This is a genomic window from Hymenobacter gelipurpurascens, assembly GCF_900187375.1.
Taxonomy (GTDB): Bacteria; Bacteroidota; Bacteroidia; order Cytophagales; family Hymenobacteraceae; genus Hymenobacter; species Hymenobacter gelipurpurascens.
The window spans coordinates 783,313-797,762 of the sequence record NZ_FYEW01000002.1; the positions used below are offsets into that span (position 1 = coordinate 783,313).

The 14,450-nt window shown below is 56.4% G+C and carries 9 protein-coding genes; 5 read left to right on the forward strand and 4 right to left on the reverse strand.

From position 1 onward, the window contains the following. Window positions 1-117: 117 nt before the first annotated feature. Together cysS and CFT68_RS15170 are read right to left on the reverse strand one after the other, a co-directional pair. Window positions 118-1,665 (reverse strand): cysteine--tRNA ligase, encoded by a 1,548-nt coding sequence (cysS, locus tag CFT68_RS15165; protein WP_088844380.1) that lies wholly within the window; start codon window positions 1,663-1,665, stop codon window positions 118-120. Between the two features lie 335 nt (window positions 1,666-2,000). Beyond that, window positions 2,001-3,119, reverse strand: a complete 1,119-nt coding sequence (locus CFT68_RS15170; RefSeq protein ID WP_141106584.1) for an endonuclease/exonuclease/phosphatase family protein — start codon at window positions 3,117-3,119, stop codon at window positions 2,001-2,003. Window positions 3,120-3,248: 129 nt separating this feature from the next. Between CFT68_RS15170 and CFT68_RS15175 the strand changes: the two genes are divergently transcribed. From CFT68_RS15175 to CFT68_RS15195, 5 genes are all read left to right on the forward strand, one after another. Next, entirely contained in the window at window positions 3,249-6,746 is a 3,498-nt protein-coding gene (locus tag CFT68_RS15175) for a DUF7948 domain-containing protein (protein ID WP_088844382.1), read from the forward strand. A gap of 131 nt (window positions 6,747-6,877) precedes the next feature. After that, window positions 6,878-7,351 carry a ribosome maturation factor RimP gene (locus tag CFT68_RS15180; RefSeq protein ID WP_245815404.1) on the forward strand — a complete coding sequence of 158 codons (474 nt, stop codon included), beginning with the start codon at window positions 6,878-6,880 and terminating at the stop codon, window positions 7,349-7,351. Window positions 7,352-7,496: 145 nt separating this feature from the next. Beyond that, complete coding sequence (gene nusA, locus CFT68_RS15185; protein WP_088844384.1) at window positions 7,497-8,795, forward strand: transcription termination factor NusA; 1,299 nt, start codon at window positions 7,497-7,499, stop codon at window positions 8,793-8,795. A gap of 123 nt (window positions 8,796-8,918) precedes the next feature. Next, the gene (infB, locus tag CFT68_RS15190) at window positions 8,919-12,029 is read left to right on the forward strand and encodes a translation initiation factor IF-2 (protein ID WP_088844385.1); all 3,111 of its coding nucleotides are present in this window, start codon (window positions 8,919-8,921) and stop codon (window positions 12,027-12,029) included. Window positions 12,030-12,450: 421 nt separating this feature from the next. Continuing rightward, window positions 12,451-12,972 carry a hypothetical protein gene (locus CFT68_RS15195; protein WP_088844386.1) on the forward strand — a complete coding sequence of 174 codons (522 nt, stop codon included), beginning with the start codon at window positions 12,451-12,453 and terminating at the stop codon, window positions 12,970-12,972. Window positions 12,973-13,100: 128 nt separating this feature from the next. Here CFT68_RS15195 and CFT68_RS15200 read toward each other — a convergent pair whose 3' ends face one another. After that, entirely contained in the window at window positions 13,101-13,556 is a 456-nt protein-coding gene (locus CFT68_RS15200; RefSeq protein WP_088844387.1) for a hypothetical protein, read from the reverse strand. A 274-nt stretch (window positions 13,557-13,830) separates the two neighbouring features. Beyond that, window positions 13,831-14,253 (reverse strand): large conductance mechanosensitive channel protein MscL, encoded by a 423-nt coding sequence (gene mscL / locus CFT68_RS15205; protein ID WP_088844388.1) that lies wholly within the window; start codon window positions 14,251-14,253, stop codon window positions 13,831-13,833. Between the last annotated feature and the right edge of the window lie 197 nt (window positions 14,254-14,450).

Consider the following 14,450-nt stretch of genomic DNA (forward strand, 5'->3'; position numbering starts at 1 on the left):
CAGGTGGCGCGAAGCTCCAGCTTCGCGACTCGTGGCTGACGTTGAACGATGCTCGTTGCGACGGAGGCGTTTCCGCTCGTTCAACGAGGCCCAAAGCTGGAGCTTCGGGCTACCAATTTACTCTTCGCTGTAGGCCCAGTCGATGCCGGCTTTGGTATCTTTCACCACAATGCCTTGCTCTTTGAGTGCCGCCCGAATTTGGTCTACTTTATCGTAGGCCTTCGTGACTTTGGCTTCCTGATAGAACTCCAGCGTGAGGCGCAGTAGGTCTTCGGCGCTGGCGCGGGGCTCGTCTACTAGGCCTAGCACATCTTGCACAAGGGTCTGGTAGGCCTGAGTGGCTTCCTGCAAAGCCGCCGAGCTTACCGTAGCCAATGTGGCGGGGTTAGCCGCGAAACCATTGAGCTTGCGCAGCAGATTAAACAGGCTGGCAATGGCCTTGGCGGTGTTCAGGTCATCATTAAGGCCCGCAAAGCAGTCGGCTACCAGCTTGCGCAGCTCGTCGTCGGCCTTTGTGGTATCAGGGGCCTGGCCTTCCGTGAGTGGCTGCACGGTGCGGGCCTTGATAACTTCCGGCGACAGACTGGCTTCGTCGAGCTTTTCGAGGAGGCGTAGGCCATTCATCAGCTTGCGGTAGCCTTTGCGGGCAGCTTGCAAGCCTTCATCCGTGATATCCACGGTGCTGCGATAATGGGCCTGGAGCAGGAAGAAACGGGCCGTCATGGGCGAGTAGGCCTGTGCCAGGGTGTTGTTGGAGCCCTCGAACAGCTGACTGATGGTGATGAAGTTGCCGAGCGACTTGCTCATCTTCTGGCCATTCACCGTAATCATGTTGTTGTGCATCCACACCTGTGCCTCGTTGGTGGGGTGGTTGCAGGCCTGGCTTTGGGCAATTTCGCACTCGTGGTGTGGAAACATCAGGTCTAGACCACCGCCATGAATGTCGAATTCGGCGCCGAGGTACTTGCGGCTCATGGCCGAGCACTCGAGGTGCCAGCCCGGGAAACCGTCGCTCCAAGGCGAGGGCCAGCGCATCAGGTGGCGCTCATCGGCCTTCTTCCAAAGGGCAAAATCAAGGGGGCTGCGCTTCTCTTCCTGGCCAGCGAGATTGTCGCGGGAGCCAGCCAGCAGTTCCTCTACCACGCGGTTGGAGAGCTTGCCGTAGCCACGGCCGGCGGCGTTGTAGGCCGGTACATCAAAGTACACCGAGCCATTGGACTCATAGGCAAAGCCATTCCCGATGATTTCCTCAATCATCTGAATCTGCTCTATAATATGGCCGCTGGCGCGGGGCGTAATATCGGGGGGCAAGCAGCCTAGGGCCTCCACGTGCGTTTGGTAGAGGTTGGTATAGCCTTCAGCTACCTGCATGGGCTCTACCTGACGGGCGCGAGCAATCTTCCCGATTTTGTCTTCTCCTTCGTCGGCGTCGCCTTCCAAGTGGCCTACGTCGGTGATGTTGCGCACGTAGCGCACAGTGTAACCTAGGTGGCGCAGGTAGCGCGTCAGCACATCAAACACCACCGGTCCGCGGGCGTTGCCAATATGGGCTTCGTTATACACCGTTGGTCCGCACAGGTACACTCCCACGAAAGGAGCGTGGAGCGGTTCAAACAGGGCTTTCCGGCGGGTGAGGGTGTTGTAGAGCGAGAGTGGGTGCTGCATAGGAGACAAAAGTATCACGGATTAAGACGGCTTCAGCGGATTGCGCAGATTTTGTAACGCAAACGCAGCCTAGGCCACTCATGGAGTTGTCTTCAACACATAACTCAACGAAATGGCTGCAAAAGCGCCCGAATTTTGCGTAACCAAGTACAAAAGGTTCAACGGAGGGCACAAAACCTGGCTAGCCCAGTTTATAAAGTTCCCTTAGGGGTACAAAGCAGAGGGCTGACAGTATATAACTATAAGAGTCATTCCGAGCCGAGCGAGGAATCTGGGTACTGGCCTAGAAGCAACCCCAGATTCTTCGCTTCGCTCGGGATGACAGATTAGGCCTCCTACTTCTTCACCAGCCGGTAGCTCGCCATGGTTGGAAAGTGGTCGGAGTAGGGAATTTCGTAATGCACCCAGAAATCGTCAACCTGGAACTCGGGGCCAGCAAACTGGTTGTCGATGCGTACGAAGGGGAGCTTTCCGTTGTAGGTGCTGCCCACGCCGTTTCCTACCGTAGCCCAGGCGTTCTGGAAACGGTCGGCCAGCTGGTCGTAGCTGTAGCTGTAGGGCACGTCGTTGAGGTCGGCGCACATCAGGATGGGGTACGGACAAAGCTCAAACCGATTGATCAGTGTATCGACCTGGGCATTGCGAGCCACCAGGCCCCGCTTGAAGCGGCGCAACAGGCCTACGCCCTTGCGTCGGAGCCCGGCCTTGCTGGAGTAACTATCCACGATGTCGCGCTCATCCATGCTCATGCTCTGCAAATGGAAGTTGTACACCCGAATAGTATCCTGGGAAGGCAGGCGCAAATCAACCCACATGGCGTGGTTCTGGCTGAGCTTACCGAATTGGATGGTGCCTTTATTAACGATGGGAAAACGCGAGAAAATGGCCATTCCAAATTCGGCACCGGCAGTATTCGTGAGCGTTTTTGAGAGGAAAGATTCCCTACCGGCATCCTTCCCAATTTTCTCTACGGTCCGGAACACGTTGCCGTCTTGCGAACGAGTACCGGCGGGCTCATTATAGAACTCCTGCAGGCACAGCACATCGGCGGGGCTCTCGGCCAGAAATTTCACCATGTTTCGGGAGGATTTCAGGCCGGCATCGCGCAGCTGTGGGTACACATTAAAGATGCGCACATTGGAAGACAGCACGCGCACCTTCTGGCCCGGCTGGCCTTCGGCGGCCGATACTACCCGCAACGGGTGCACCGCCAGGCCACGCTGGAAGTGGGGCCAGGTAAGAAACGCCACGGCCAAGGGTAGCGCTGCTACCCGCCAGTCGCGCAGGAGCCAGTAGAAAGCCAGCAGCAGATTGAGGACCAGAGCCGCCGGCAGCGTGAGGGCGCCGAAAGCAGCTGGCCAGAACGCGTACCCCGGAATCTGCACGCAGGCAATGGCCGCCAGCAGCCACAGAATTACGAGTACAGTACACTTGAAAGCAAACGAACGACGCACAGCCAAATTTTATCCCGTGAAGAAGCCTCGTGGGCAAAGGTAGAAGTTCCGGTGTAGGGCGCCAGTTCCTACGGAAGTTAGGCTGCTTTCTGAGTATCTTTCCCTCCGTTTATTTTTTCTACCTCGCCTATGCCCGTTTTTACGTTTCGCCTTTACTTATTACTCGGTTTACTAGGCCTACCGGCACTTTCCACTACCCTTCAGGCCAAACCCACTACCTCAGCCGTTGCGCCTGCGCCTAAGGGCCTGGAGTTTGTGCAGAACAAGGGCCAGTGGGATGCCCAGGCGCACTTCGCGGCCGATCTGCCCGCCGGTCGTCTGTTCCTGACCAGCACAGGCTTCAGCTACTCCTTCGCCGACCCGGTTGCCCTTCGTGCTTATCACGAGCACAAGCGCACCGACGCTACCCCCCCTGGCCAGCGTGGCCTACGCACCCATTCGTACCGAGTGAGCTTCGAGGGCGGCAACTCCAAGGCTATTATTGAAGGAGAAGAAGCCACCGCTGAGGTTCGCAACTATTTCCTGGGCAAAGACCCCAGCCACTGGGCCAGCCAGGTAGGCAGCTTCCGGCAGGTGCGGTACCGCGCTGTGTATCCGGGCATTGATGTGCATCTGTATGAAAACGCGTCCCAGACGCTGGAATACGACTTTACCGTACGCGCTGGCGCCAAGCCGGAAGCCATCCGGTTGCGCTACCAAGGCGCTCAGTCTGTAAGCCTGACGCCGGAAGGTGGCCTACGCATCCGGACTTCGGTGGGCGACGTGCTGGAACAGGCGCCGAAGGCCTGGCAAATCCGCCCCAATGGTGAGCAGGTGCCCGTAGAGTGCGCCTTTCAGCTCCGCGACAATGTGCTTTCCTTCCGCCTAGGCAACTACGACCGGAAGCTGCCGCTAATCATCGACCCGACTGTGGTCTTCTCCTCGTTCACGGGTTCTACGGCCGATAACTGGGGCTTCACGGCTACTTACGATGCCCAGGGCAATATGTACTCGGGCGGCGTAGCCTTTAGTCTGGGCTACCCTACTACCACCGGGGCAGTACAAACTACCTTCGCGGGCATAGCCGATATTGCCATCATTAAGTACAATACAGCCGTGGCCGGCAGTACCTCTCGTCTGTACGCCACTTACTTAGGCGGGGGCCAGGTAGAGGTGCCACACAGCTTGGTAGTAAATAACCGCAACGAACTGGTGATTCTGGGCACCACGGGCTCTAACAATTACCCGGTAACGACTAAGGCCTTTGCTCGCAGCTTCAGTGGTGGCCAGTTCACGGACCCACTCAATGAGGGCAGCGCAGAGTACCTGCAATATGCCAACGGCTCCGACTTGGTTATCTCGACGCTCAGCGCCAACGGTGGCACGCTGGTGGCCTCTACCTATTTGGGCGGCAGCGCCAACGACGGCCTGAACCTAACGGGCAGCCTCGTGAACAACTACGGCGACCAGTTTCGGGGCGACGTCATTACCGACTCGGACAACAACGTGTACCTGGCGTCTACCACGCTCAGCACCAACTTCCCGACCCGCAATGGCTTTGGCACTACCGCCCCAGTAGGCGCGAATGCGGTGGTGAGCAAGCTTACAGCCGATCTGAGCACCTTGGTGTGGAGCAACTATCTGGGCGGCAGTGGTGCTGAGGCCGCTTACTCCATTCAGCTGGGCCCGGCCCGCTCCGTAGTAGTAGCAGGCGGCACCACCAGCACCAACTTCCCCGTCACGGCCGGCAGCCTCATGACCACGGCTCCGGCGGGCGTAAACGGGTTTGTGGCCCGCATTGCGCCGGCCGGCAACTCCATTACCCAGGCCACCTACATCGGTACCCCTGGCAACGACCAAGCGTATTTTGCGCAGCTTGATGCCGATGACAACGTGTACCTGCTGGGCCAAAGCTCCGGCAACTACCCCGTCACGGCTGGGCGCTACTCGCGGGCGGGCAGCCACCAGTTCATCCATAAGCTCAACCCGACGCTCAGCCAAACGGCCTACTCCACTGTATTCGGTACCGGCCGACTTTCCTACGACTTCTCTCCCACTGCTTTCCTGGTTGATGACTGCGAGAGAATCTACGTGTGCGGCTGGGGCGGAAGCACCAATGCTGGCTACGGCCTCGGCAGCAGCTCTACTACTGGCCTACCCGTCACCAACGATGCAGTACAGCGCAACACCGACGGCTCCGATTTCTACTTGGCCGAGTTTACGCCCGGCATGGCCAGCCTCGAATACGCTACATTCTTCGGAGAGAATGGCGGCCGCGGGGAGCACGTAGATGGCGGCACCTCCCGCTTCGATAAACGGGGCATGGTGTATCAGGCCGTGTGCGGTGGCTGTAGTGGCACCCAAGGCTTTCCGGTTCCGCCCGGCGCTTCCTACTACAGCACCCGCAATGGCAGCTTTAACTGCAACAATGCGGCTTTCAAGATGGATTTTGGGATTGTAGTAGCCGACCCTGGCCTAGCGCGCTACGTGTGCGCCAGTAGCGCGCCCATTGTGTTGGGCGGCAGCCCGGCCGGCGGCACCTGGAGCGGCCCCGGCGTATCGGCCAACCCCGGCGGCGGTTTCCGCTTCACCCCCACCGCCGGTCTGGTAGGCCGCCAGGTGCTCACCTATGCCGTAGCCTCCACGGGTATCTGCGTCAGTCGGCGCCCATTGCGCATTACCGTGTTGCCAGATGTAGCGGTTAGCATTGCGCCAATTCCCGAGTTGTGCATTGATGCTACCAATATAACGGTGCAGGCTACACCCACGGGGGGCACCTGGAGCGGCCCCGGTGTACTGGGCAATATATTCAGTCCGCGCCAAGCCGGGGTCGGTACGCACACCATTACCTATACCATGTCCGATACGCTGGGTTGCGGCGTGGCCACCCGGCAGATCATAGTACGTGCCCTCCCGCAGGTAACAGCTGGTGCCCCTCTCACGCTATGCGCCTACGAAACGCAGGCTATTCAGCTCTTGGGAGCTAGCCCGGCGGGTGGCACCTGGAGCGGCCCCGGCGTGACGCCTAGCGGTTTGTTTACGCCACCCAACACCAACCTGAAAGGCGCAAACATCACACTTACCTATTCTTATAATCAGAATGGGTGCGTGGCAACAGCCACTAAGCAGATAGTGCTAGCGCCGTCTCCCACGAGCAGTTTTCCGCTGAATGTGCCAGAATGCATTTCTGCCCCACAGTACACTGGCCTAGCCCCCTTCACCCACCAGTTTGAGCCGGTACTAGCAGGAGGCATCTATGAGTGGGACTTCGGTGATGGTTCTCCTAAATCCACGGAGGCCTCGCCCAGTCATGTATTTGAGCAACCTGGCACTTACAACGTCAAGCTGGTAGCACGCTACGCCAATTGCACGGTAGAAACCGGCTTTGTACCGGTAGTAGTCGGCGACGTATTTGTCCCCAACATCATCACGCCCGGCGACGACAACAAGAACGATACGTTTATCCCGCGCTTCAGCTGCCAGCCCGCCACGTTGCGCATCTTTTCCCGTTGGGGTAATAAGGTGTATGAAACCGCCAACTACCGCAACGACTGGCGCGGCGAGAACCTGCCCGATGGCATGTATTACTATCACTTGCGCGATGCGGAAGGCCGTTCCGTAAAAGGGTGGGTACAGGTGAAGCGCTAGGCCACTCACGCTAGGCCTATCAGTTGGCCGGCCTGTTGGATTCGACGAGTTTTTATCCTATCTTTGCACCAGCAAACTACAAACACGACAGAGGGGACGGATAGTCCCCTCTTTCTTTTGCCACCCTATTCATGCAACTCGACCAAGCACAACTTTCCGAAATGCTCCGCGACAGCCTACCCACTGATGGGAGTCTGTTCGTAGTGTCTCTGACCGTCTCGGATGCCATCCGGCCCAAAGTGACCGTAACTCTGGATGGGGAGCAGGGCTTTGGTATTGACGAGTGCGCGCAGGTAAGCCGCCGGTTTGCCCGCCGCATTGAGGAGGCCTACGGCGAAGAAGCCAGCTATACGCTGGAAGTCACCTCCCCCGGTGCCGACCAGCCCCTGCGCGATCCACGGCAGTACACCCGCCACGTAGGCCGCACACTCAGCCTCAAGATGACCGACGGCACCGAGAAAACCGGAGCCCTCGAGGCTATTGAGACCGATGGCATTCAGTTGGCGGAAGTAATCAAAGAGAAATCCAAAAAGAAAACATTGCCCACTACCCTGATTCCTTTCCAGGATATTCAGGAGGCCCGGGTAGTCATTTCGTTTAAATAATTCCTGATCTTCACCTCATTCCGTTGTTTTCTTTTGCGTAGCGTAGGCCACTTGTTGAGCTCCTCCGTTATAGCAGCCGAAGCCTAACAGAATCAGTCCCTGAAAAGTCAGCGCAATCAGTAAAATCAGCTCAAAATCAGCGTTTATGAACAGCAACGTCCTGATTGAATCATTTGCCGAGTTCGCCCGGTCCAAGAACATTGACCGCCCCACGATGATGAGCATCCTGGAGGAGGTGTTCCGTACGATGATTCGCAAGAAATATGACGACGATTCCAACTTCGACGTCATCCTGAACGTGGACAAGGGCGACCTGGAAATCTACCGAAACCGCGAAATCGTGGACGACAACTCGGAAGATATTTGGGACCTGGACAAAATTCCGTTGGCCGAAGCGCAGAAAATCGAGCCCGACTATGAAGTAGGCGAATCGGTGGCTGAGGAAATCAAGCTCGAAGACTTTGGTCGCCGGGCCGTGCTTATGGCTCGCCAGACGCTGATTCAGCGCGTGAAGGACCTAGAGCGCGACAACCTCTACCAGGCCTACAAGGACCAGGTTGGGGAAGTAGTTGTGGGCGAAGTATATCAGGTGTGGAGCCGCGAAGCGCTCATTCTGGATAAGGATGAGAACGAGCTGGTGCTGCCGAAAGCTGAGCAGATTCCGAAGGACCGCTACCGTAAAGGTGATACTGTGCGTGCCGTTGTGCATCGCGTAGAGGTCATCAATGGCACACCCAAAATTATCCTATCCCGCGCTGCTCCCGCTTTCCTGGAGCGCCTGATGGAGCAGGAAGTGCCCGAAATTTTCGATGGCCTCATCACCATCAAGAATATTGTGCGCGAACCCGGCGAGCGAGCCAAAGTAGCCGTAGAAAGCTACGATGACCGTATTGACCCGGTAGGTGCCTGCGTGGGCATGAAAGGCTCCCGCATTCATGCGGTGGTGCGTGAGCTCGAAAACGAGAACATCGACATCATCAACTACACCAACAACCTGGAGCTGTATATCCAGCGGGCGTTGTCGCCGGCGAAGATTGGCTCCATGAAGATAAACGAACAAACTGGCCGGGTTTCTGTGTTCTTGAAGCCAGACCAGGTTTCGTTGGCCATCGGCCGCGGCGGTGCCAACATCAAGCTAGCTTCACGGCTGGTAGGTATGGAAATCGACGTATTCCGCGAAGCTGAAGATTTTGAAGAGGATATCGCACTTAGCGAGTTCACCGATGAAATCGAAGGCTGGGTTATTGAAGAGCTCAAGAAGATTGGGCTTGACACTGGCCGCGCTGTACTAGCCGTTAATAAAGAGGACCTCGTGCGTCGGACAGAACTGGAAGAAGAAACCGTGGAAGATCTCTTCCGTGTGATTCGCCAGGAGTTTGAAGAGCAGGAGGAACAAGAGGAAGACGAGCAGGCAGAAACTCAAAATTCCGGCGACGCGCAATGAGTGCGCGGCGGCCGGTACGGCAAGGGCGTTAAATCAGAGCCGGGTGGCTCGATTTAACGTCGCCCGGCAAGATTTAATATAGTACCTTTGCAACTGAATACGAGTATCGTTCGCGAGCATAGAATGGCGGAAGCAGCAACCAAACGGCTGAATCAGGCGGCCAAAGACCTGAACGTTGGCTTATCTACAATTGTAGATTTTCTGGCGGGAAAAGGGCATATCATCGAAAATAAACCTACGACAAAGCTGACGGGGGAACAGGTTTCCCTGTTGAACAAAGCTTTTGAGTCGTCGGCGCACGATAAGATGGAAGCCGCAAAGCTCAGCCAGGCCAAGCGCCAGACTGAGCAGGAAACCGCTGCCCAGGCACGTCCGGCTGAGCCGGTTGCGCCAAAAGCAGCTCCGGCACCTCCCGCTCCCGCCGCCCCGGCACCCAAGCCCGTCGAGGCCCCAGCTGCTGCTCCCGTAGCGGCTGCTCCAGCACCCGCAGCCCCTGTTGAGGAGCCTAGCCGTGTGCCGGGCCTGAAAGTATTGGGCCGTATTGAGCTGGATGCCAAGGGACGCCCGGTACCGCCAAAACCAGCGGCTGGGGCGCCTGCTGCAGCCGCCCCAGCACCTCAGCCAAAAGCACCTGAGCCGGAAGCTCCCAAGCCTGTTGTTGAAGCACCTGCTGCAGAAGCCCCTAAGCCGGCTCCTGCTCCAGTTCCAACTCCTGCGCCTGTTGCGGAAGCTCCAAAACCAGCTCCTGCGCCTGCTCCTGTTGCGGAAGCCCCTAAGCCAGCTCCAGCACCGCAGCCAGTGGCTCCAACTCCAAAACCAGCACCGGCGGCTCCTGTAGCTGCTGCTCCTGCTACACCTCCAACAACCCCGGTGCCAGCTGAAGCACCAGTTGCTTCGGGAGACGACGCTTCGGCAGGCTCTTCAGAAGAAGCTGCGGGTACAATTGTAGCCAAAGCTGACCAGCTGAAAGGCTTAACGGTGCTCGGCAAAATTGAACTTCCCCTCGATTCGTCGCGGCGGGGTGGTGGCGGACGTGGTGCACGCCCCGTAGCCTCCTCTGATGTTCGCAAGAGCGGCATTGGCGCCGACAAGAAGAAGCGCCAGCGCATTCCGATGAGTGGCCCTGGCTCCAACCAACAAGGCCAAGGTGGCCAAACTGGTGCTCCGGCAGCCCCTCGGGTGACGGGTACTGGCCAGGCAGCCAACCGTCAAAATGGTGGCCCAGGTGGCAACCGTCCTACGGGTACTGGTGGATATCAGAACCGTCCCGGTGGTGGCCCTGGTGGCAACCGCCCAGCTCCCGCACCGGCTTCTACGCCAGAGCAAACTGAAAAGCAGATTCAGGAGCAGATCAAGGCTACGCTGGCGAAACTCAGCGGTGGTCGTGGTGGCAACCAGAATAACCGTGCTAAATACCGCCGCGACAAGCGAGCTGGTGTTGCGGAAGACCGCGAGGCACAACGCGCTCAGAACGAGCTCGACGCCAAAACGCTGAAAGTAACCGAGTTCATTTCGGCCAACGACTTGGCTTCGCTGATGAACGTATCGGTGAACGAGGTAATCAAGATCTGCCTGAACATGGGCATGTTCGTCTCGATCAACCAGCGTCTGGATGCCGAAGCCATCACCGTTATTGCCGATGAGTTCGGCTATGATGTTGAATTCCTGAGCGCTGAGGAAGATGAAGCTGAGGTTACGATTGTAGATGCTGAAGAGGATCTGCAGCCGCGTGCCCCTGTTGTGACCATCATGGGTCACGTCGACCACGGTAAAACGTCGTTGCTTGACTACATCCGTAGTGCTACGGTGGCCAAAGGCGAAGCCGGCGGTATTACCCAGCACATCGGTGCGTATGACGTGATGACCAAATCAGGCAAGCGCGTAACGTTCCTGGATACGCCGGGTCACGAAGCGTTTACCGCTATGCGTGCTCGTGGTGCCAAGGTGACGGACATTGCCATCATCGTGGTAGCCGCCGACGACTCGGTGATGCCGCAGACGAAGGAAGCCATCAACCACGCGCAAGCAGCTGGCGTTCCGATTGTAATTGCCCTCAACAAGATTGATAAGCCCGGTGCTAACCCCGACAAAGTCCGTGAGGAGCTGTCGGTGATCAACATCCTGGTAGAAGAATGGGGTGGTAAGTATCAGAGCCAGGAGGTTTCGGCCAAGACTGGCCTAGGCATCGATGACCTGCTGGAGAAAGTCCTGCTGGAAGCCGAGATTCTGGATCTGAAAGCCAACCCTGACCGCAACGCCATTGGTAGCGTTATCGAAGCCTCCCTGGATAAAGGACGTGGCTACGTAACCACCATTCTGGTGCAGACCGGTACCATGAAAGTTGGTGATATCGTTTTGGCAGGACCGCACTTTGGTCGTGTGAAAGCCATGACGGACCACCGCGGCAAGAAGATGAAGCAAGCCGGCCCGGCTACTCCGGTGCAGGTGCTTGGTCTGACTGGCGCTCCACAGGCTGGTGATAAGATTCAGGTGATGGATACCGAGCGCGAAGCCCGCGAACTGGCCACCCAGCGTCAGCAGCTGGCCCGTGAGCAGAGCATGCGCACCAAGAAGCACATCACGTTGGATGAAATTGGTCGCCGTCTGGCTATCGGTTCGTTCAAAGAACTGAACGTGATTGTGAAAGGTGACGTGGACGGCTCGGTAGAAGCACTCGCCGACTCCCTGTTGAAGCTGAGCACGCCGGAAGTGGCCGTGAATATCCTCAACAAAGGTGTAGGTGCCATCTCCGAATCCGATGTGTTGCTGGCTTCGGCATCCGACGCCATCATTATCGGCTTCCAGGTTCGTCCTTCGCTGAGCGCCCGTAAGCTAGCTGAGCAGGAGCAGATTGATATCCGCCTCTACTCGATCATCTACAACGCCATCAATGAGGTGAAGGATGCCATGGAAGGCATGCTGGCCCCAACAGTGCAGGAAGTTGTAGTAGCCAACGCCGAGGTACGTCAGGTGTTCAACATCACCAAAGTGGGCACTATTGCCGGCTGTATGGTGACGGAAGGCACCTTCACCCGCAAGACCCGTGTTCGGGTGGTGCGCAACGGTATCGTGGTGTACGCCGGCGAAATTCAAGACCTCAAGCGTTACAAAGACGATGTGTCGGAAGTACGCCAGGGCTATGAGTGCGGTATTTCGGTGAAAGGCTTCAGTGACCTACAAGAAGGTGACAACATTGAAGGCTTCGAAGAGAAGGAAATCAAGCGCACGCTGTAACGGCTGCGTTGCTAAATAAAAAAGAGCCCTGGCCTACTAAGGTCAGGGCTTTTTCGTTAGGCCCGGTATGACTGCGTCCACTCTATCAGCCGTATGCTGATGGCCACCGCAATTTCTATTTTCCCTACCTTGACTTCTGCCGGACGCCCTTAGCGTCTAGGGCTTCCGTTGTTTCATCTGCTTCATGAAGATGCGTGTTTACCATTTTGCATTCCTGCCTTTCCTACTCGCAGGATTTTCTGCTGTAGGCCAGTCAAAAGCGCCAGCTTCCCGGTCAACGTCCAAAACGTCGTCAACGAGTACTTCACGTACTGCTACCTCAACAGGAAGCGCCGGAGCGGCGGCGAAAAGGCCAGCTGCAGTTCCCCGCGCCACGGAGCCAGCAGGTACTTCGCCACAAGCTTCTTCTAGGCCACCTGTTTTGGCGCCCGTGCAGGATGGGCTCTACCACAAAGGCACTACCATGGTCAATGTGGGGCTGGGCCTTGGCTATGGCTACAGCTTTGGGAGTGGCCTAGACTCAAGCCCAGCCATCAGCATATCGGCAGAGAAAGGGGTGTTGGAAGGCATTGGACCCGGTACGGTGGGTGTGGGCGGCATGATTGGGTATAAAGGCTACTCCTATCAATTTCCAAACTCCGACACTAAAGCGACCTGGAACACCATTATGCTACTGGCCCGTAGCACGTACCACTACGATCTGCTACAGATTCCTCAGCTGGATACGTACGCCGGCATCAGTGCAGGCCTACGCATAGAGACGCGCAATAATGACTCTGATGGCGTGCAACTGCACGATACAGATACCGAATACGGTGGAGCTCACCTAGAGACTGGTGTATTTGTAGGAGGGCGCTACTTCCTAACGAAGAATATTGGTGGCTTTCTGGAAGCTGGCTACGATATGACCTATCTGAAACTAGGCCTCACAGGTCGCTTTTAGCCGAGTAAGAGAATTAGGTTTAAGATTATGAGTAAAGAACAGAATAACCCCACAACAACATCAAAAAAGCCCTGACGCGTTGCGTCAAGGCTTTTTTGATGTTGTTGTGGCGCCAAGTGGCCTAGCGCTTAGAAGAACAGAAAGTGCTTCGTTTTTTTGTGCTTAAGAGGTTTGCCTTTAGGGTTCACATATCCGCCAGCGCGGGATTGGCCACGCTTCTGTTTGGCCGTGCCTAAACGTTTGTCTTTGAACTTCCGGACCGTGAAACCGCCCGACCCTTTCTCATACTGCCGGCTAGGCCCTGCAGAGCGCCCGAAGCTGGTGTTGGCCGTAGCCGCGCCCGAACGCGCTTCCAGAATTTCCTTCTGCTGGTCGCGCTTCACCTCATTTGGGTTCATGCTCATCCGCTGCTGCATACGCGCAATATCGGTAGCTGACGACTTGCGTTTTTTCTTGGGGCTAGTGTCAGTCCCCTGGCGCACCTGCCCGGCATACTCCGCGCGAGGCGCCTCTTGCGCATGAACAGAAGTGGAAGCCAGTAAACCGGCTCCAGCAAATAGTGCGACGACAAACAGCTTTTTCATACAGGCGGAAAGGGGGCTTAGCCGAAATCTGGTAGAGCAGATCTGCCCTCACAAGAATGTAGCCAACTCAACCAGTTACTGCGCCGCAACGGGCTGGCACCTAAGTTAGTTCAAATTTCCTGGAACTGATAGAGGCCAGTAGGCCACTTCTTACGCGCCTATTCTACACCCGGTAAAGCATTCCTACAGCTACACATAACCGAAGTCGTAAGTACACTTCAGCTCAGCCCCGTATTGTGAAGGTCGGCCAGCAATACGGGGCTGAGCTTGAGAGTTATGCGCGGCTGCGCAAACTGTCCCGAATCTCGGCCAGTAGCACTTGGTCTTTGGTTGGACCTGGATCTACAGCTACTACTTCCTGAGGCTTTTTGAAGCGGTTAGCAATTTTCACGAGCCAGAAAATAGCAAACGCCATCAATAGGAAAACAATAATAGCATTCAGAAACAAGCCATAATTGACAGTGGCTACTCCCGCTTTCTTGGCTTCTTCCAGTGTTCTGTAGGTGGTACCATTCAGCGATAGGAACCAGTCCTTGAAATCTAGGCCACCCGTAAGCAGGCTTAGAATAGGCATCAGAATATCATCCGTCAGGGAGGTGACGATCTTACCGAACGCCCCTCCAATGATTACCCCAACTGCTAGATCAAGCACATTGCCCTTGGAAATGAATTCTTTAAACTCGGAGATGAATCCCATAAGCAGATAGAGTACAGTTGAAGGTGAACAATAAGACCGAGTAAATATATAATTTTTATAATCCTGGCAAACCATTTATTCTTAGGAGAACATTATCTCTAAAAGCCTCTAGATGACTGTTGAGTTGCAGTTTGGCTCCTTATCTCAGCTGCACAAACCAATAGGAATTTACTCAAGAGCGTTAGCCCATAAGCTGT

What these genes read in the sequence shown, in the direction of transcription:
- cysS (WP_088844380.1), bottom strand. Translation starts at nt 1,665, where the DNA reads ATGCAGCACCCACTCTCGCTCTACAACACCCTCACCCGCCGGAAAGCC.
- CFT68_RS15175 (WP_088844382.1), top strand. Translation starts at nt 3,249, where the DNA reads ATGCCCGTTTTTACGTTTCGCCTTTACTTATTACTCGGTTTACTAGGC.
- CFT68_RS15180 (WP_245815404.1), top strand. Translation starts at nt 6,878, where the DNA reads ATGCAACTCGACCAAGCACAACTTTCCGAAATGCTCCGCGACAGCCTA.
- nusA (WP_088844384.1), top strand. Translation starts at nt 7,497, where the DNA reads ATGAACAGCAACGTCCTGATTGAATCATTTGCCGAGTTCGCCCGGTCC.
- infB (WP_088844385.1), top strand. Translation starts at nt 8,919, where the DNA reads ATGGCGGAAGCAGCAACCAAACGGCTGAATCAGGCGGCCAAAGACCTG.
- CFT68_RS15200 (WP_088844387.1), bottom strand. Translation starts at nt 13,556, where the DNA reads ATGAAAAAGCTGTTTGTCGTCGCACTATTTGCTGGAGCCGGTTTACTG.
- mscL (WP_088844388.1), bottom strand. Translation starts at nt 14,253, where the DNA reads ATGGGATTCATCTCCGAGTTTAAAGAATTCATTTCCAAGGGCAATGTG.